This is a genomic window from Maribacter sp. 4G9, from assembly GCF_002742265.1.
In the GTDB taxonomy this organism is placed as follows: Bacteria; Bacteroidota; Bacteroidia; order Flavobacteriales; family Flavobacteriaceae; genus Maribacter.
Map to the genome: position 1 here is coordinate 118658 of NZ_MDGL01000032.1, position 18526 is coordinate 137183.

Genomic DNA, 18526 nt, shown 5'->3' on the forward strand with positions numbered 1-18526 from the left:
AGTTTAATTTTAAATCCATAGTTAAACCAAAACGTTCCTATGGCGTTAGAATCTAACGAAAGACCTGACAAGCCCATTACCAAGTTTGAATCGATGCTCAAGACCGATGATGTCTATTTTTTTGACGCTGAGGACTTTGAGGACATAATACATTACTATCTCAACAATGGTAAGATTTCATTGGCTAAAAAAGGGATTAAAATAGGTTTGCAACAACACCCGTGTTCCATAGAACTTAAGCTGTTACAGGTGGAGGTGATGGTGTTTGAAAACCATTTGGAGAATGCGGAGAAGTTATTGGATGAATTGGAGTTGTTGGATATGAACAACGAAGAAATTTACATCCAAAGGGCCAATATATTTTCCAAAAAGGACAACCACGAAGCAGCAGTTTCCCTACTTCAAAAAGCACTGGAGTTTACTTCAGATTCTTTTGACATCTATTCCTTGCTGGGTATGGAATATTTGTTCATGGACGATTTTAAATTGGCCAAGGAAAGTTTTATGAAATGTGTGGAGTTCGATAATGAGGATTATTCTTCCCTTTACAACGTCATTTACTGTTTTGAATTTTTGGAGGACTATGACGGAGCCATATATTACCTGAATGAATATCTGGACAAAAACCCATATTGCCAAGTAGCTTGGCACCAATTGGGTAAGCAGTATTATGAGAAACAAATGTACCAAGAAGCCCTAACGGCATTTGACTTTGCCATTATTTCAGATGATTCCTTCATTGGTGCCTATTTTGAAAAAGGCAAAGTGTTGGAGAAACTGGGAAAATATGCGGAAGCCATAGAAAATTATGAGACCACCATCACTATAGAGGACCCCACTTCCCATGCCTTTCTTCGCATAGGGAAATGCTACGAAAAGTTGAAAAACAAGGAAATGGCCAAGTACTATTTCTACCAAACCGTTCATGAGGATCCCTTGCTGGACAAAGGTTGGTTGGCCATTACAAACTTTTACTACAATAATAAGAACTACGAAAAGGCACTTTATTATATAAACAAGGCATTGAATATTGATGGGGAAAATCCAATGTATTGGAAAAAATGTGCCAACATCAATTTTGCCTTGGAGAATTTTGACCAAGCCGATTTTGCCTACAAACAAGTGGTCGATTTAGGAAACTATGAATTGGACACATGGTTAAAGTGGGCCGATGTTGCCCATTTCAATGGCGACACCTTGTCCGCCCTACAAATTCTCTCACAAGGGCGGGAATTTTATCCAAAAAATCTGAAAATAATCTATAAATCCGTTGGGTTCAATTTGATTCTAAAGGATTTCATCAACGCCAGAATTTGTCTTTTGGATGCCTTAAAACTGGATAAAAAACGCAAACAACTTCATCTTTTTAACAAACAATTTCCCCAATACAGCAATTCCGAGTGGATTAATACTATTTTAGCAAACTACAAAAAAGCTTCTTGACGTTTTACTCCAAAGATGTATGGGAAATAGAAATTTTTTAGCGTACGTATTTATCACACTCAAAGGAATGGCCATGGGTGCCGCTGATGTTGTGCCCGGCGTTTCAGGAGGTACCATTGCGTTTATATCAGGTATTTATGAAGAGCTGATCACAGCCATCAACAACATCGATCTTGGACTATTAAAAACCTGGAGAGCCAATGGTTTTAAATCCGTTTGGAAGATTGTCAATGGAAATTTTCTACTCGCACTTTTTACCGGTATTTTTATTAGCCTCTTTTCTTTGGCCACTTTGGTAAGTTGGTTGTTGGATAACCAGCCGGTGTTGCTTTGGTCCTTCTTTTTTGGGTTGGTGTTGGCCAGTATTTTTTTTGTAGGCAAGGAAATCAAACAATGGAATTTGGGAATTATCTTTTCTTTGATTATGGGAGCCTTGGTGGCCTTTTACATTACCACCCTGCCACCCAGCGACAATATTGAAAGCCTTCCGTATCTTTTTATTTCAGGGGCATTGGCCGTTTGCGCTATGATATTACCCGGAATCTCCGGGGCTTTTATTCTGGTGCTTTTAGGGTCGTATAAGACCATATTGGATGCGGTCCACGGTAGGGATTTTGCGGTAATTTTAACGGTTGCCCTAGGTGCTATTTTTGGACTTTTAAGTTTCGCCCGATTATTAAAATGGATGTTCACCCACTACAAGAACATTACGTTGGCCATACTTACCGGTTTTATTCTTGGTTCGCTCAATAAAATCTGGCCTTGGAAACGCATCTTGGAAACCAAGGTTTTTGGGGATAAAACGGTGGTAATAGATACGAATACATCTCCCTTGAATTATGATGGAGACCCTCAAATATTATATGCCATCATTGCAGCCCTCATAGGATTTTCCCTTATTTTTATCTTGGAAAGAACAGCTTCCAAAAAGTAAGAGAGGTCCCAAATGAACGATACTAGAACTTTACTGGATAAACTATTTTTAGTGGTCAAAGGGCTATGTATGGGCGCTGCCAACAAAGTCCCTGGAGTTTCAGGTGGCATTGTGGCCTTTGTAGCCGGATTTTACGAAGAATTTATATACTCACTTCAAAAAGTAAACATCAAGGCTTTTAAGCTATTGATAAGCGGCCGTTTCAAAAGCTTTTATAGATATATCAACGGCCCATTTCTTACTCTATTGATTTTTGGGATGTTAGTAAGCTACTTCAGCGTTTCCAAGGTGCTCGATTATTTTCTGGTAAAAAAGGAACTGTATGTTTGGGCCGCTTTCTTCGGGATGATCGTAGGCTCCATTTATTACATAGGCAAGGACTTTGGCCATTGGACGAAAAAGACGGTTCCTGCGGCCCTATTGGGACTTGCCGTAGGCGTGGCCATTAGTTTTTTGAGTCCCGCAAGGGAAAACGACAACCTGTTTTTTATTTTCTTTTGTGGAATGATCAGTGTTTCGGGCATGACGCTTCCGGGATTATCGGGCTCGTTCATTCTTATTTTGCTCGGGAATTATGTACTGCTCTTGGTAGATTCTGTGAACGCGCTCTATGATACTTTTTCGGAAATATTTGTGGGGGATTTTAGTTTCGTTTCCAATGCGGAACGCCTGAGGACATTAAAAATCCTGGTAGTGTTTACCTTAGGTTCCGCTACAGGTTTGGTGACACTTTCCCATATTCTCAGCTATGTACTCAAACATTACAAACACATTTCTACGGCGGTCATACTAGGGTTCATAACTGGGTCCTTGGGCGTTGTTTGGCCTTGGAAAAAAACAATTTTTAAGGAGGATGGCGAGGGAAACATCCTTTTGGATTCCAATGGAAAGGAGATTATCATAAACTATGAACGCTATCTTCCCGATCTTGGATTGTCCGAAACTTGGTGGGCCTTCTTCTTTATAATTCTGGGTATTAGTATTTTGTTACTTTTGGATTGGTATGGAAAAAATAGGAAACGGTTTGCGTAGGTTTGGTTTGATTGGTAGAAATATCTCCTACTCCTTTTCAAGAGGCTATTTTGCCAAGAAATTTGAGGGGCTTGGTCTGGAAAACCATCGGTATGAAAACTTTGATATCCAATCCATTGACGAATTTACATCGGTCATTTCCACTACCGAAAACCTCATCGGCTTAAACGTTACCATTCCCTACAAACAGGAGGTGATGCCGTTTATGGACGAACTTGATACTTCCGCTGCGCAAATAGGTGCCGTCAACACCATAAAAATAGAAGGCAAACATTTAAAAGGTTACAATACCGATGCCTATGGTTTCCAAAAATCCTTGGAGCCCTTTCTAAAAACCTACCATACGAAAGCCTTGATCTTGGGAACTGGTGGCGCATCCAAGGCCATTGCCTTTGTCCTCGAAAAATTGGGCATTGATTTTTCATTCGTTTCCAGAACCTCAAAATCAGGTGGGCTTACCTACGAAGAACTATCGGAAGCAATTGTAAATGACCATTTGTTGATCATAAACTGTACTCCATTGGGTACATTCCCCAATGTAGAGGATAAACCTGCCATACCCTATGAATTTTTAGGCCCCAAACACCTTTTGTTCGATTTGATCTACAATCCGGTAAAAACGGAATTTTTGAACTTGGGAGAGGCCAAGGGCGCAAGTATTTTGAACGGTTTAAGTATGTTGGAGCTACAGGCGGAAAGGGCCTGGGAAATCTGGAACGAATAGTATCCTGGTACGGTATCAGAAATTTCTATAGCCAAACTATGGTTGGGACTTTTATCGTTTTTTAAGGAAATGAGGGTTCTCTAGACCAGCAAAAAGAAATCTTATATACTTTGCAGTTATATAGGTTGTCACTATCTTGTGGACACCTAATTTTCCATGATGTCTGAAGAAAACGAGAAAAAAGCAACCGAAGAAAACGTAGCCGAGGAAAAAACCGAAATCACAAACCCGGAGGAATCTGTTCAGGATGAGTCCGTTGTTGGGGAAGTAAAAGAAAGTGCTGAAAAAGAAAGTACGGAACCGGTAAAAGAAAGCATGGAACCGGTAAAGGAAGTCGATGTCCTTGATGAAATCGATGAAAGTAATGCAGAGGATGCCGAGGATACGGAAAACCAAAAGAGACATGAAATTCCATTTTTGGATTACCACTCCATGTCCATGGAAAATCTCGTTGGCGAGCTTCAAAAACTGGTACGGAATGAAAAGGTCCAGGCCATTAGAAAGCACGTGGATTCCATTAAGGATGAGTTCAATCTAAAGTTTCAGGATTTTATCGAGCAAAAAAAGGAAGATTTCGTGGCCAATGGAGGTAATGAAATCGACTTTAAATACAATTCGGTCACCAAGCGACAGTTCAATGAGGTCTACACGGATTACAAGGAAAAAAGAAATCAGTATTATAAGAACCTCGAGAAAAACCATAATGAAAATTTGGCGTATCGATTGGAGCTTATAGAAAATCTTAAAGGGCTTGTGAACGTGGACGAAGATATGAACACTACCTACAAGACCTTTAAGGAGATTCAAGAAAAATGGCGTAATGCAGGTCCCGTTCCTAGGGCGGAATACAACAATGTTTGGCGTACTTATCACCACCATATTGAAATATTTTACGACTTTCTGCACCTAAATAGGGAGCTTAGGGACCTTGACTTTAAACACAATCTGGAGGAAAAATTGAAGATTGTGGAGCGCGCCGAGGCACTAGCCGTTGAGCCCGACTTGAACAAGGCCTTTAGGGAGCTTCAAGTGCTTCATAAAATCTGGAAAGAGGATATTGGTCCTGTGGGAAAAGAACACCGGGAAGAGGTATGGGACCGATTCAGTGGCGCCACCAAGGTCATACATGAAAGAAGACAGGAATACTTCAAGGAGCTGGACAAACTAAGTGAAAAAAACCTTGAAAGGAAAAATGAAATTATAGAGGAAATAATAAAACTTTCTGAAAACGTATCCAATAACCATAAGGGCATCCAAAAGCAGATCAAGCATTTGGAGGAATTAAGGGATCTTTTTTTTAAGGCAGGAAAAGTACCTCAAAAAGACAATGAAAAGACGTGGAGCTCCTTTAAGAACGCCGTGAGATCCTTCAATAGAAACAAAAATGCCTTTTATAAAAACCTTAAGAAAGACCAACAAGACAATCTGGACAAGAAAAGGGCCTTATTGGATATAGCAGTTTCCTTGAAGGATAGCGAGGATTTTGAGACCGCCACTAACGAAATGAAGCGTATTCAGGGCGAATGGAAAAAAATTGGACATGTGCCCAGAAAATATTCGGATAAACTTTGGAAAGATTTCAAGAACGCCTGCAACCATTATTTTGACAGATTGCACGCTTCCAAAAATGACTCCTACAAGGAAGAATTGGAGAACCTTGACAAAAAAGAAGCCATTCTCACAAATCTTAAAGACTTTAAGCTAAGCGGTAAAAAGGAAAACGATATTAAGGAAATCCAAAAAATGCTGGATGCATGGAAGGTAATTGGCCATGTGCCCTTTAAACAGAAAAACATCAATCAAAAGTTCCATAAAATAATCGATGCCCTTTTCGGTAAATTGAATGTAAGCCCCCAAGAATCGGAATTGCTCAAGTACGGTAACAAAATCCAAAAGCTCAAGGAGGACGACAATCAAGAACTGGCCATACAGAAGGAACGAAGCTTCATCAAGAAGAAAATCGAGGATAGTAAAAATGAAATAAGACAGCTAGAAAACAATCTCCAATTTTTCTCTGATGATTCTGAAAACAATCCTTTGGTTCAAGATGTAATAAACAGGGTAGAAAAGCACAAGGAAGCCTTGGATTCCTGGAAAACAAAGCTTAAGAAATTGAATATTTTGAGGAACAACCTAGAAAAGGATGTGGAAGAAGGAAGTGATGTTCCTGAGGAGGAGTAAATAAAAACCTCCTTTTAAATTAACTTTTTCCCTAACTTCCACTCACTATTCCCTAAAAAACAGGAATATGAAACGTACTTTAATTTACCCTTTAATGGTACTATTTGTCCTTGGAATCACAGGATGTAATTCCGGCAAGGAAAGAACGGAGGAACCTTTGTCCAAAATTGATTGGAGCAACAAGGAGGTAAATCTGGACCAAAGGGATTCATTGATTACTGGCACAAGCTATTTATCCGTTTATTCCCAAATTTATAGTTATACGGAACACACCTCCATCGATTTAACCGCTACGGTTAGCATGCGAAATACAAATGCAGCCAAGAAACTATATCTTCTAAAGGCAGATTATTTTGATACGGAAGGAAACAGAATACACTCCTACATTGACAATCCAATAGAAATTTCCGAATTGGAAACCTTGGAAATAGTGATCGCGGAATTTGACAGAAAAGGAGGTACGGGAGCAAATTTTATTTTCGAATGGGCCATTGAACTTCAAACCGCACCCCCTATTTTTGAGGCAGTAATGATTTCCACCTATGGCCAACAGGGATTATCGTTTACCACGCAAGGACATCAAATAAAATGATTTGAAGGAAATAATCACTACCATCCTTTTTCTTATTGCTGTAATTGACCCAATAGGTTCGGTTCCAGTCTACATGGAGGCCACCAAACACTTTGACAGGATTCATAAAAGAAAAATCGCAGTAAGGGCCTGTATCGTGGCCTTCTTCATATTATTGTTCTTCATCGTCATTGGCCAACTTATTCTTGAGGGCATGGAGATTTCCCTGGATGCCTTTCAAGTTTCGGGTGGCGTTATTTTATTTCTTTTTGCCTTGACCATGATTTTTGGCGACGGTAAACCAGAATCGGAAAAGCATTTAATCTCGGATTACAAACATGTTACTATCTTCCCTGTGGCAATTCCCAGCATCGCTTCCCCTGGTGCTATCATGGCCGTTGTTTTGATGACAGATAATCATAAATACGCTCTAGATCAGCAAGTAATAACTACCGTTTTAGTTTTGGTAGTTATATTTTTAACCTGCTTGTTGTTACTTGCCGCCAACATGGTACAAAAAAGAATAGGTGAATATGGCATTACGGTAATCAGTAAGATTATGGGACTAATTTTGGCCTCTTATGCCGTGCAAAGCATTTTGGATGGCCTCAAGGATTTTTTCCATTTTTAGAATATTACCTAATGGTCAAAAGCAAGGTTTTTATTCTTCCATTGTTAATTTGGGTTCTCTTTTTCCACAACGACCAAATACATTTTAGTTTTGATGCTCTAAACGGAACCTCGCAATTACTCAAGTCGGTTGAACCGCAGGATTCTATACAAAATAAGGCCTTTGCCGTTTTGGATTCTAAATGCAATTTCTGCCATATCACAAGGAAAAGGCTTGATCATTTTACAATGGACAATATGAACGGTCTAATACCCAAAATTAATGAGCAGGTCTTTGTAAAAAACAAGATGCCCAAAGGAAAAAATAACGTCCTAACAATAGAAGAAAAAAATTCCCTATTGATTTGGATCAATAGGGAATCAAAAAATTAAAAAGGAGACATTAAAGGCTTTTGGCTACTTTACTTGGCTACGTTTACAGCTCTGGTTTCCCTAATTACCGTAACCTTTACCTGTCCCGGATAGGTCATGTCCGTTTGTATTTTTTGGGATATCTCAAACGATAGTTGTGCGGCCTTCTCATCGCTAACCTTTTCGCTTTCCACGATCACCCTTAACTCCCTACCGGCCTGGATGGCGTATGCCTTTTGAACACCTCCAAAACCAAAGGCAATCTCTTCCAGATCCTTCAGACGTTGAATATAGGAATCCAATACCTGCCTTCTTGCACCGGGGCGTGCACCGCTAATGGCATCACACACCTGTACAATGGGCGAAATGAGGGTCTTCATTTCAATTTCATCATGGTGGGCTCCAATGGCGTTACAAACTTCTGGTTTTTCGCCATACTTCTCCGCCCATTGCATGCCCAATATTGCGTGTGGGGTTTCCATCTCGGCCTCTGTGTTGGGAACCTTTCCAATATCGTGCAATAAACCGGCTCTTTTGGCAATTTTGGCATTAAGTCCCAATTCCGAAGCCATAACACCACAAAGCTTGGCGACCTCACGTGAATGCTGCAACAAATTCTGACCGTAAGAAGACCTATATTTCATTCTACCTACCGCTTTGATCAATTCTGGATGCAGTCCGTGGATGCCCAGATCTATAACGGTTCGTTTACCTATTTCAATGATTTCCGCCTCTATTTGTTTTTCGGTCTTTTTAACGACCTCCTCGATCCTCGCAGGATGTATTCTTCCGTCGGTCACCAACTTATGCAAGGACAATCTGGCAACCTCTCTCCTTACCGAATCAAAACAGGATAAAATAATGGCCTCTGGAGTGTCATCCACAATGATCTCAACACCGGTAGCGGATTCCAATGCCCTTATATTTCTCCCTTCCCTACCTATTATGCGGCCTTTAACATCATCAGACTCTATATTGAATACGGACACGCAGTTCTCCACAGCTTCCTCGGTTCCGATTCTTTGGATGGTATTGATAACAATTTTTCTCGCCTCTTGTTGTGCCGTAAGCTTGGCCTCTTCCAAAGTGGTCTGTATATAACCCATGGCATCAGACTTGGCCGTATCCCTTAGGCTTTCTATCAATTGGCTTTTTGCCTCATCTGCAGAAAGGCCGGAAATGACCTCCAATTGCTGGACCTGGCTTTTGTGGAGCTTATCTACCTCTGCCTGCTTCTTTTCAAAGAACTCTTTGGTATGCTCCACTTCCTTCAATTTATTTTCAAGCTGGGCATTTAACTGTTTATTTTTGGCAAGCTCGCTACTGACTTGAGACTCCTTGTCTCGCGTCCTTTTCTCGGCTTCACCTATTTTCTTGTCCTTGCCGATAATCACCTTCTCATGTTCCGCTTTAAGCTCAAGGAATTTCTCCTTTGCCTGGAGTATTTTGTCCTTTTTAATGTTGTCACCCTCTATCTTTGCCTCCTTTAAAATTTGGGCCGCATCCTTCTTGGCGTTAGCGATGGTCTTGGAAGCCTTGCCCTTTTCCATAAACTTGGCAATGGCAAAACCAATGGCCAAACCAACAATCCCAGCTATTATAATCATTGTACTATCCATAGTTTTATATTTAAAAAAAAAAGCCCACATTGGAGAAGTTTTGTACAAACTCCGATAAACAGGTTTAGGGCTAACAGGCTGATCAAGGATCCTTATACTAGTAAGGCTTGCTTTTACAACCTAAACTCACCCTTTTTAACTTAATTAATGTTGAGTTCGTCAAAAGGTATTACCAATGTGGGCAGTAACTTAATGTATTTAAAAGAACGTCGTTATTTTGATGCAAGCTGCAGGTTTACCAATTCCGCAAGCGCCTTTAAGCGCTCCTCTGCTTCCTCGGTTCCCTTTGTCTGTTCTATGCCCTTCTGCTCAATTTTTGACGCAAACTGCAAGGCACACATGGCCAATACATCCTGCTTATCGCGCACGGCATAGTTCTGCTCAAACTTTTTGGCCAATTGTTCAATATTTTTGGCCGCCCTTCTCAGACCCTCTTCCTGACTAGGGTCTATGGTCAATGGGTAGACCCTATCCGCAATGGAGAGTTTTATTTTGAGCTTTTCAGACATACTCTGTTACATTATTCCGAAAGTTGGGCTATACAATAATCCAACTCTCTTATCAATGTATTTATTTTAAGCTTCGCTTCTGTTTTGTTTGTATTACTGCCAAGCATTGAATTTGCTAGTTTGAGCGAATTATATTTCTCCTCCCATTCAGACACTGTTTTCTGTGCGTTCTCCTGATTGGATCTTATATGTTTTAATTCATTCTCCAACGTCTTATTAGCCTTGTCCAACACTTCCATTCTATGAAGCAACTTGCTAATTTTATTCTCTAAGGAATCAACGATTTGAATTAATTCGCCCATACAAAAATTCGATGCGATTTACACAAAGTTAACATTCGTTTATAGACTTAGCAATACTTTTTAAAAATATTCTTTTAGGTGTATCACCAACATCCCAAAACAGTAGAGATACCAAGCTTTGTATATTTTTGGCCCCTACAACTTTCCTCAATTGAAGCCTATTATTTATTTTCGTAACAACTTAGCGTTCCTATGAAAAGATTTACCCTTGGACTCATCTTATTATTTTCATCATTTGGTTATTGTCAGGAGAACTATCCCCAGGATGCCTTTAGGTCTCCACTGGATATACCACTCATACTGGCAGGCACGTTTGGCGAACTTCGCTCCAATCATTTTCATGGAGGTATCGATATTAAGACGCAGCAACGCGAAGGACTTCCCGTTTACGGAATCGCAGAGGGCACAATTACCAGGATAAAGGTTTCATTATGGGGCTATGGCAAAGTACTTTATATTGCCCATCCCAATGGATATACATCCGTCTACGGTCACTTACAGAAGTTTTCTCCAAAAATTGAGGAATATGTAAAAAAGCTTCAATATGAAAAGAAATCCTATGAAGTGGAGACCTTTCCGGATTATGGAGAACTAAAGATCGAGAAAGGGGAGCTAATAGCCTATAGCGGAAATACCGGGGGCTCCGCAGGCCCGCACCTACATTTTGAAATACGTAGTAGCATTTCAGAAAAACCGACCAATCCCATGCTCTACGGGATTGATATTCCGGATGCCACCAACCCCACCCTGGAAAAGCTTTTTGTCTACCCGCTTTCCGAAAATTCCCAAGTAAACCAGAGCAGGGAAAAGGTACAGGTAAATTTTAGTAGACAATCAGACGGCACGTATTTGGCAAGCACGGTAAATGCTTTAGGTAAAATAGGCATCGGCTTTGTAGGCTTCGATAGATTGGATATGGCCGCAAACAAGAATGGGGTCTACGCCGTTTCGCTTTCTGTAAATGGGAAAATTTACTGTTCCTATGATTTTGAATCGTTTTCTTTTGGGGAGACCCGGTATATCAATACGCTTATCGACTATGATTATCTTGGTAGATATAGGGAGCGCATCCAGAAATTGTTCAAATCCCCGGGAAATTACCTGAGTATATATGAGGAAGTTTACAACAACGGCATCATTGATGTAAGTGAAGGACTAAGCTACAACCTGCAAGTAAAGGTTACTGATTTTAAAGGTAACAAGGTTATTCTAAATATTCCCGTGGAGGGAAAAAAGGAGGAAATCAAAATTGAAAAAGAGGATGATAGGACAGATTACTATGTCATCGCAAAAAAGCCCAATAACTTTGATTTGGGCGGGGCAAAGGTTTACTTTCCTGAAAATACCTTTTATGAGGACTTTTATATCGATTTAAAAAAAGGCCGGGATACCGTTACTATCCATAGAAATACGGTACCGGCCCATCGTAATTTTACCATCACATTTGATGTGGAGCGCTATTCAGAAGAAGAAAGGAAGCAGACGTTCATTGCCAGGTTGGACGATAGATTAAACCCTAGGTATTTAAATACCTATAAAAGAGGAAATACATTTACGGCCAGGACAAGAGACCTTGGCACCTATACCTTGGCAAAGGATACCGTTCCACCTACCATACGAACAAAAAACTTCAAGGAAAAACAATGGCTGAACAATTACAGATATCTTAGTGTCCATATATCGGACGACCTCAGCGGGGTGAACAGCTATTCCGCCACACTGAACGGTGAATGGATTTTGATGGAATACGAACCAAAAACAAATACGCTTACCTATAATTTCGACGATAAGATTTTGGATAAAAAGCAATGTGTCCTTGAAGTTACCGTTACTGATAATGTGGGCAATAAAAGTACCTTGTCCACACCTTTTTATAGAAACTAAAGTCTTTGAAACTTAGGAACATCATTTTCGTCACAATACTGCTTTTATGCCTTATTGGGACTGCCCAAACTGCCTCCATAACGGGAATTGTGCTGGATGAGGAAAACACCCCCCTTCCCAACACTGAAATTAGCTCTGGCACAACAAGGACATTTTCAGATGATACGGGCTTTTATCTTTTGGAACTGGTTTCCGATGTTGAAACGACCATCACCTTTGCGCATATAGGTCACCAAAAGGTCATTCTGGAAAATTTACTGCTGAACACCAACGAAACCTATGAATTTCACCCAGTTTTAAAATCCGATGCACTTCAAGTAGATGAAGTTACCGTTACGGCCAATGGAAATAGGGACCCTAATGAAATACTTTCCATTTCTCCCGAAAAAATCAGAAAGATACCGGGCGCCAATGCCGGTGTGGAAAACATTCTAAAGCTATTACCTGGTGTTACCTCCAACAACGAATTGAGCACCCAATATTCCGTGCGCGGTGGAAATTATGACGAAAATTTGGTCTATATCAATGAAATTGAGGTATATAGGCCTTTTTTAGTCCGTTCCGCGCAACAGGAAGGGCTTAGTTTTGTCAATAGTGACCTTGTTCAGGATGTCATGTTTTCACCCGGAGGTTTTCAAGCAAAATATGGTGACAAACTTTCCTCCGTATTGGATATCAAATACAAAATACCCACGAGTTTTAACATTATGGGGGATTTTAGTTTTTTGGGTGCCAGTGTGGCCATGGATACGCGCTCCAAGAATAAGCGGTTAAGCTCCACATCGGGATTTCGCTATCGTAACAATGCTCTATTGCTTAACAGTCTACAAACACAGGGCAGTCTACAGCCCACCTTTACCGATTTTCAAAGTTTTGTAACCTACCAGGTTTCCAACAAATTCAACCTAAACTTCTTGGGAAATCTATCGGTCAACAATTATAAAAATGAACCGAGACAAAGACAGACGAACTTTGGGACCATTACGGACCCTAAGGCATTGACCGTTTTTTACGAGGGAAGGGAAAACAATCGTTTTGCGACAGCCTTGGGAGCCATCAAGGGAAATTACTATTTGAACGATAATACCACCTTAAAGCTTATAGCATCACTATATCATACCACAGAGGAGGAATATTCTGATATTATAGCGAGCTACCGGCTGGGTGAAGTTGATAGTAACCTGGGAAGCGATGAATTTGGACAACCAACCAATAGCCGCGGAGTGGGTTCACAGTTCAATAGGGCCCGGAACGATTTGGACGCCCTCATATTTAATTTTTCCCATAGAGGCATCCACCAAAAAAACAAGGTCAGGATGGAATGGGGCTTAAAATATACACATGAGGATATCAGGGACCAACTTAGGGAATCTGAATTTATAGATTCTTTGGGATTTTCGGTTAGGCCGCCAGGCACGCCTTTTGTAAACAACCAACCCGAAGAACCTTTTTTAGCCCCCTTAGAGGCCTATCAAAGTATAAATGCCCTGAATTTTGTTAAGACCAATAGGTTTTCCGGATTTCTTCAGATGGGAGCCCAAACAGATTGGAAGTCCAATGTACTGTACTACAATCTAGGAATTAGGGCCCACTTCTGGACGGTCAGTGGAAGGAATGTGGAAAAAGTTTCGCACATGACACTGAGTCCAAGGATTCAAATTGCCTTAAAGCCCAACTGGAAGCGCGACATGTTGTTCAGAATTGCAACAGGCCTCTACCAGCAACCCCCTTTTTACAGGGAGTTAAGGGATAGTACGGGTACTATAAACCCCAATGTGGATGCCCAAAAGTCCCTACACATCGTAGCAGGTAACGAGTATAGTTTCTTACTTTGGAATCGCCCATTTTCCTTAACAAGCGAAGGGTATTATAAAAAACTGACACAGGTAAACCCCTATACACTGGAGGATGTACGAATAAGATACAGTGCCAATAACAATGCGGAGGCCTACGTATACGGGGCTGAACTTCGACTTAACGGGGCCTTTGTTCCCGGGACCGAATCATGGGTAAGCTTGGGCTATATGGAAACAAAGGAAAATAGAAATAACCGAGGCTATATTTCCAGGCCGACCGATCAGAGGTTGAAAATGGGTATTTTATTCCAAGACTACATCCCCAATATGCCCGAGTTGAAAATGTATTTGAATCTTGTGTACGCTACTGGAGTACCAGGAGGGTCCCCTAGTTACGCCGATCCTTATATTTTTCAGAATAGATTAAGAGATTATAAACGTGCCGATTTAGGAATTTCCTATATTTTTGCCGATAAGAGTAAGAACTATCCCGAAAGACATTGGTTACATGCTTTCAAGAATTTAAGTGTCGGTTTTGAAATATTCAATATGTTCAACAATCAAAACTCGATAACGAATACGTGGGTGAGGGACGTGGATAGCAAAACTGAGTTTGCAATACCCAACTATCTTACATCTAGGGTTCTAAACTTGAGAGTACAAATGCGATTGTGATATAGAAAAATGCAGAAAATCATATTATATTTTTTCCTTTTTTGCGCCATTACCATACATGCCCAAAAAAACATCTATGAAAACCCTCGTTTCGATGAAATGAGCGATGACCATAAAGTATTGGCCATACTACCTTTTCTCACCAATTTGGATTTGAAGGACAACGTATCGGAAGAAGATATCAAAACCTTGGAAGAAAAAGAGGGCTATGCCGTTCAGGATGCTTTTGAAACCTATTTCTCCAAACGAAAGAAAAAAAAGAAGTTTCCCGTCGACTTCCAAAACATCAAGAATACCAAGGCAATTCTTGCCCAAAACAAAATCGACTATGGCAATATCGATGTTTATACTACAAAACAACTGAGCGAGATTTTGGGCGTAGACGCCATCATTAGCGGGACCTTGGATTTAAACGTGCTCTTGTCCAAAGGAGTTTCTACGGATTTTAACATTACCGATTATTTCTCCGGAGATGCCAATTATGGCAGAATAGGAATGAAGATCAGCGATGGTGATACCGGCAAACTGCTGTGGAAGTATGAAAAAGAAATCAACAAGAAGACTGGTAAGAACACAGATGACCTTATAGATAGAATGATGAAACTTGCCATTCGAAAATTCCCTTATGAAAGGGAACGCAAAAAAGACAGAAAGGACTAATGAAATTTGAAGCTATTACTGGGTAAATTCCTTAAGTACCTCTATGGTATAATCAATTTCCTCTTTTGTGTTATATTTCGAAAAGGAAAATCGCAACGATGGTTTTTTAAGGTCCTCCCCACTTAGAATTTCATTCAATACATGGGAACCCGAATCGCTCCCCGATTGGCAGGCACTCCCTTTGGAACACGCAATTCCCTTGATATCCAAATGAAAAAGGAGCATCAAACCCTTTTCAGGAGTTATTGGCAAACAAACATTGGCTAGGGTATAGGTACTTTTTTCCAAATCGCCGGAAAGGCCATTGAATTTTGCCTGGGGAATCTCCCTTTTCACCTTTTCAACAAAGTACGACTTCAAATCCTTCACATATTGCTGTTCCTTTTCAAGATGTTCATAGGCCAAAACAAACGCTTCTTCCAGGCCCACTATGTTATGAAAGGATTCCGTCCCCGCCCTAAAACCCCGTTCTTGGGAACCTCCTGAAATCATACATTTAAGTCCAGAATTTTTACGGATAAACGCAAAGCCAATACCTTTGGGACCATGGAACTTGTGTGCCGCGGCCGCCAAAAAATCGACCGGAATTTCCTTTACATCCCAACCATAGTGTCCAATGGATTGTACGGAATCCGAATGAAACAAGGCCCCGTGCTCCTTACAGATTTTGGCCACTTCATAGATGTCCAACAAGTTTCCTATTTCGTTGTTTACATGCATAAGGCTCACCAATTTTTTGCTTTCATCCTTTTGCAATAATTCCTTTAGATGTTCCAGACTAGGATTCCCAACTTCGTCCAGTGCAACATACATTAGATTAATGAGCCCAGATTGCTCCATTTCCTCCACGGTGTGTAGCACAGCATGGTGTTCTATTTTTGAGGTTATGATCGTATCTATGCCACCATCCTTTACGGCACTCCTTAAAATCATGTTATCCGCCTCCGTGCCCCCAGAAGTAAAAATAATTTCGGAAGGATGGGCGTTCATATATTTGGCAATGGTTTTACGGGCACTTTCTATGGCGGTTTTGGCCGTTCTCCCATAGCTGTGCGTAGAGGATGGATTTCCATAATTAGTGGCCAAAGCCTCCTGCATTTTAGTTATTACTTCGTCCCTTACCCTAGTGGTAGCCGCATTGTCAAGATATACGTGTTTCATTGCCTCTGGCGTATCATTGTTTAAAGCAGCAAAAATAATTGAAATAAAGCAAATGGCCTTGGTTGAAAGAGGGAATATGATAATGAATTGCATTATTGCGAACATTAGGACCAATATTTCCATTTCCCTTTTAAAATCCTGTTAATTTATACCTAAGGGTAAGTAGTAATAAAATCTTATCCGATAAATTCATTTAAATTTGAAGGATGAAATGAACCATATCAGTTGGTGCCAAGTACCGACCGGTCCTTTGGTAAATTACATCAGACCGATTAAAACAGGGTTAACGATGAAAAAATATATTACCTTCCTGCTTTGTATTCTAATGTTATCCTGCGATGATGGGGATTTGGAGATAGAAACACTGGATTTTGATAGTATTGCTTCCGTGCAAAGTTGTGGCGGAGTATCAGTGACTTCGGCAAATGTACTATTCAAAATCAATGGGGATGAAGCCCTGATTTTGGAGCTGCCTAATGGCGCCATAAAAAATGAGGTAACCACAGAGGATATTGCCGTAAATATAAACGAATCCGGTTCTGTGGTATACAGAATATTTTCCGGTACGGTTTCCTCAAACTATTTCTGTGACGTTGTGCCCCCTGTTGAACCAGTGGTCACTAGGGAAATCATAGCCCAGGACGGTGTTGTTTTCATTACCACAACTGCGGTAGACTCCGTAACCTTCGAGCATACGATCCGTTTGAGCGGCATTTCCTTAGTAACCGAAGATGAAAGTAGGATTACGGACCTCAGAATCAATGATTTTGGTAACGTTACCACCAAATTATAGTTTCTAGTAGTTTTGATAGATGTAGATCTCTGTGGCCCCCAAACCGTACTTTTGGTAATCCGCATCGTAGTATTTCACATTCTCATATTTTCGGAAAAGGGAATATAGCTCTTCCTTCAATACCCCTTCACCAACCCCGTGGATGAAGACAACTTTTTGAATGCGTTTTCCAATGGCAAAATCGAGTTGCCTTTTTGCGGTATCCAATTGTAAGTTCAACATTTCATAATTGTTTAAGGATTTTGGGTTCTTTACCAATTGATTGATGTGCAGGTCCACTTCCATGGTCGGCTGGTTTCTTTCCTTAGGTTTGACCGTTTTTTTCTTTCTTTTTTTAGGCAGTTCCTTTTCCTTTTTTATTTGGGCAATTTCGAAATTGCTAACACGAATGTCATTGGCCATGAGCACCAATTCAGAATCCTGAAACTGCATGGGAAAACCATCTTTGGTCATTAGCGTTATCATATTGCCATTGACTTGGGTTACGGTTCCCGATATGATATCGTCTAGTGCCTCTACCCTATCCCCTATTTGAAATTGAGCCATTTTTTATTTTGTTTACCCAAAAATAGTGGTAATTTTCAGCTTGTGAATTAAGAATACCATGCAACTATCGGCATTCCTTTATATACTAAACATTGAGAAGTATATGCTTCCCTGTTTTACGAAACAATTTCTTGGTATGGACTGTCCAGGATGTGGATTACAACGGTCCCTGTTATTTTTATTTAAAGGAGAATTTGTAGAGGCCTTTAACATGTATCCAGCCATCTACCCTATGATAGCGCTATTCTTATTTTTAATCCTTAGAAATCGGTTCAATTTCAAATATGAGTCGCATATCACTTTTTCACTTATGTTTGTTACGACCGCAGCCGTTTTATTGAATTATATTCTAAAATTTATCTAACCAAACCTTTTAAAAATTATGGAACAACAAAAATTACCTAACGAAACCGCGATTATAGTTTTATCCATTTTTGGGATTATCTGCTGCTGGTGTTTTGGCCTTGGAATTATTCCTGCGGCCATTGCTTTGGTCCTAGCCTTAAAATCACAAAAATTATACAAACAAAATCCTGAACTCTACTCCAATTACAAGACTATCAATATAGGTAAAATCCTGGCTATTATAGGAATTGCTTTAAGTGTCTATTATATAGGTAGTGTAATTTACCAAATAAGCACCATAGGTTGGGACGGTATTATGGAACAACAAAAGGAAATGATGGAACAATGGGGAATTGAAGAGTAAGTGACT

The 18526-nt window shown here is 40.2% G+C and carries 18 protein-coding genes and 1 other RNA gene; 13 read left to right on the forward strand and 6 right to left on the reverse strand.

The window, feature by feature from the left end; genetic code table 11:
• Positions 1-39: 39 nt before the first annotated feature.
• From BFP75_RS03860 to BFP75_RS03890, 7 genes are all read left to right on the forward strand, one after another.
• Positions 40-1443 carry a tetratricopeptide repeat protein gene (locus BFP75_RS03860; RefSeq protein ID WP_099543421.1) on the forward strand — a complete coding sequence of 468 codons (1404 nt, stop codon included), beginning with the start codon at positions 40-42 and terminating at the stop codon, positions 1441-1443.
• Positions 1444-1462: 19 nt separating this feature from the next.
• Entirely contained in the window at positions 1463-2377 is a 915-nt protein-coding gene (locus BFP75_RS03865; RefSeq protein ID WP_099543423.1) for a DUF368 domain-containing protein, read from the forward strand.
• 12 nt (positions 2378-2389) lie between these two features.
• Complete coding sequence (locus BFP75_RS03870) at positions 2390-3409, forward strand: DUF368 domain-containing protein (protein ID WP_099543426.1); 1020 nt, start codon at positions 2390-2392, stop codon at positions 3407-3409.
• Positions 3381-4133, forward strand: a complete 753-nt coding sequence (locus BFP75_RS03875; protein ID WP_099543428.1) for a shikimate dehydrogenase family protein — start codon at positions 3381-3383, stop codon at positions 4131-4133. Before BFP75_RS03870 ends, BFP75_RS03875 begins: the two co-directional genes overlap by 29 nt.
• 159 nt (positions 4134-4292) lie before the next feature.
• Positions 4293-6314 (forward strand): DUF349 domain-containing protein, encoded by a 2022-nt coding sequence (locus tag BFP75_RS03880; RefSeq protein WP_099543431.1) that lies wholly within the window; start codon positions 4293-4295, stop codon positions 6312-6314.
• 67 nt (positions 6315-6381) lie between these two features.
• Positions 6382-6906: a DUF3124 domain-containing protein gene (locus tag BFP75_RS03885; protein WP_240531689.1), complete on the forward strand. Its 525-nt coding sequence runs from the start codon at positions 6382-6384 to the stop codon at positions 6904-6906.
• Position 6907: 1 nt separating this feature from the next.
• Positions 6908-7516, forward strand: a complete 609-nt coding sequence (locus BFP75_RS03890) for a MarC family protein (RefSeq protein ID WP_099543436.1) — start codon at positions 6908-6910, stop codon at positions 7514-7516.
• A gap of 400 nt (positions 7517-7916) precedes the next feature.
• Here the strand turns inward: BFP75_RS03890 and rny are convergent, their stop codons facing one another.
• The 4 genes from rny to BFP75_RS03915 form a co-directional block, all read right to left on the reverse strand.
• Complete coding sequence (gene rny, locus BFP75_RS03900) at positions 7917-9485, reverse strand: ribonuclease Y (RefSeq protein WP_099543509.1); 1569 nt, start codon at positions 9483-9485, stop codon at positions 7917-7919.
• 46 nt (positions 9486-9531) lie between these two features.
• Positions 9532-9641: non-coding RNA, 6S RNA (gene ssrS / locus BFP75_RS03905), on the reverse strand.
• Positions 9642-9697: 56 nt separating this feature from the next.
• Complete coding sequence (locus BFP75_RS03910; RefSeq protein ID WP_099543441.1) at positions 9698-9994, reverse strand: cell division protein ZapA; 297 nt, start codon at positions 9992-9994, stop codon at positions 9698-9700.
• Positions 9995-10005: 11 nt separating this feature from the next.
• Positions 10006-10296 (reverse strand): hypothetical protein, encoded by a 291-nt coding sequence (locus tag BFP75_RS03915; protein ID WP_099543444.1) that lies wholly within the window; start codon positions 10294-10296, stop codon positions 10006-10008.
• Between the two features lie 192 nt (positions 10297-10488).
• On the opposite strand from BFP75_RS03915, the gene BFP75_RS03920 reads away from it, so the two are divergent.
• From BFP75_RS03920 to BFP75_RS03930, 3 genes are read left to right on the forward strand one after another with little or no spacing between them, the layout of a single operon-like run.
• Positions 10489-12180 (forward strand): M23 family metallopeptidase, encoded by a 1692-nt coding sequence (locus BFP75_RS03920; protein ID WP_099543446.1) that lies wholly within the window; start codon positions 10489-10491, stop codon positions 12178-12180.
• A gap of 5 nt (positions 12181-12185) precedes the next feature.
• Complete coding sequence (locus BFP75_RS03925; protein WP_240531690.1) at positions 12186-14651, forward strand: TonB-dependent receptor plug domain-containing protein; 2466 nt, start codon at positions 12186-12188, stop codon at positions 14649-14651.
• Between the two features lie 9 nt (positions 14652-14660).
• Entirely contained in the window at positions 14661-15311 is a 651-nt protein-coding gene (locus tag BFP75_RS03930) for a hypothetical protein (RefSeq protein WP_099543448.1), read from the forward strand.
• Positions 15312-15326: 15 nt separating this feature from the next.
• On the opposite strand, the gene BFP75_RS03935 is transcribed toward BFP75_RS03930, so the two are convergent.
• A complete protein-coding gene (locus BFP75_RS03935) occupies positions 15327-16472 on the reverse strand; it encodes a cysteine desulfurase family protein (protein WP_099543514.1) in 1146 nt (381 codons plus the stop codon).
• A gap of 289 nt (positions 16473-16761) precedes the next feature.
• Between BFP75_RS03935 and BFP75_RS03940 the strand changes: the two genes are divergently transcribed.
• Positions 16762-17265: a hypothetical protein gene (locus BFP75_RS03940; RefSeq protein ID WP_099543516.1), complete on the forward strand. Its 504-nt coding sequence runs from the start codon at positions 16762-16764 to the stop codon at positions 17263-17265.
• Positions 17266-17268: 3 nt separating this feature from the next.
• On the opposite strand, the gene BFP75_RS03945 is transcribed toward BFP75_RS03940, so the two are convergent.
• Positions 17269-17811 carry a Smr/MutS family protein gene (locus BFP75_RS03945; protein ID WP_099543450.1) on the reverse strand — a complete coding sequence of 181 codons (543 nt, stop codon included), beginning with the start codon at positions 17809-17811 and terminating at the stop codon, positions 17269-17271.
• 136 nt (positions 17812-17947) lie between these two features.
• Here BFP75_RS03945 and BFP75_RS03950 point away from each other — a divergent pair, with 136 nt between their 5' ends.
• Positions 17948-18175 (forward strand): DUF2752 domain-containing protein, encoded by a 228-nt coding sequence (locus BFP75_RS03950; protein WP_240531691.1) that lies wholly within the window; start codon positions 17948-17950, stop codon positions 18173-18175.
• Positions 18176-18193: 18 nt separating this feature from the next.
• Positions 18194-18520, forward strand: a complete 327-nt coding sequence (locus BFP75_RS03955; protein ID WP_099543453.1) for a CCC motif membrane protein — start codon at positions 18194-18196, stop codon at positions 18518-18520.
• The last annotated feature ends 6 nt before the right edge of the window (positions 18521-18526 follow it).

Bases quoted from the DNA above. Each gene is read 5' to 3' on its own strand.
- BFP75_RS03940 (WP_099543516.1), top strand. From the start codon at position 16,762: ATGAAAAAATATATTACCTTCCTGCTTTGTATTCTAATGTTATCCTGC.
- BFP75_RS03865 (WP_099543423.1), top strand. From the start codon at position 1,463: ATGGGAAATAGAAATTTTTTAGCGTACGTATTTATCACACTCAAAGGA.
- BFP75_RS03915 (WP_099543444.1), bottom strand. From the start codon at position 10,296: ATGGGCGAATTAATTCAAATCGTTGATTCCTTAGAGAATAAAATTAGC.
- BFP75_RS03920 (WP_099543446.1), top strand. From the start codon at position 10,489: ATGAAAAGATTTACCCTTGGACTCATCTTATTATTTTCATCATTTGGT.
- BFP75_RS03910 (WP_099543441.1), bottom strand. From the start codon at position 9,994: ATGTCTGAAAAGCTCAAAATAAAACTCTCCATTGCGGATAGGGTCTAC.
- BFP75_RS03860 (WP_099543421.1), top strand. From the start codon at position 40: ATGGCGTTAGAATCTAACGAAAGACCTGACAAGCCCATTACCAAGTTT.
- BFP75_RS03870 (WP_099543426.1), top strand. From the start codon at position 2,390: ATGAACGATACTAGAACTTTACTGGATAAACTATTTTTAGTGGTCAAA.
- rny (WP_099543509.1), bottom strand. From the start codon at position 9,485: ATGGATAGTACAATGATTATAATAGCTGGGATTGTTGGTTTGGCCATT.
- BFP75_RS03950 (WP_240531691.1), top strand. From the start codon at position 17,948: ATGGACTGTCCAGGATGTGGATTACAACGGTCCCTGTTATTTTTATTT.
- BFP75_RS03880 (WP_099543431.1), top strand. From the start codon at position 4,293: ATGTCTGAAGAAAACGAGAAAAAAGCAACCGAAGAAAACGTAGCCGAG.
- BFP75_RS03885 (WP_240531689.1), top strand. From the start codon at position 6,382: ATGAAACGTACTTTAATTTACCCTTTAATGGTACTATTTGTCCTTGGA.
- BFP75_RS03875 (WP_099543428.1), top strand. From the start codon at position 3,381: ATGGAAAAAATAGGAAACGGTTTGCGTAGGTTTGGTTTGATTGGTAGA.
- BFP75_RS03945 (WP_099543450.1), bottom strand. From the start codon at position 17,811: ATGGCTCAATTTCAAATAGGGGATAGGGTAGAGGCACTAGACGATATC.
- BFP75_RS03930 (WP_099543448.1), top strand. From the start codon at position 14,661: ATGCAGAAAATCATATTATATTTTTTCCTTTTTTGCGCCATTACCATA.
- BFP75_RS03955 (WP_099543453.1), top strand. From the start codon at position 18,194: ATGGAACAACAAAAATTACCTAACGAAACCGCGATTATAGTTTTATCC.
- BFP75_RS03935 (WP_099543514.1), bottom strand. From the start codon at position 16,472: ATGAAACACGTATATCTTGACAATGCGGCTACCACTAGGGTAAGGGAC.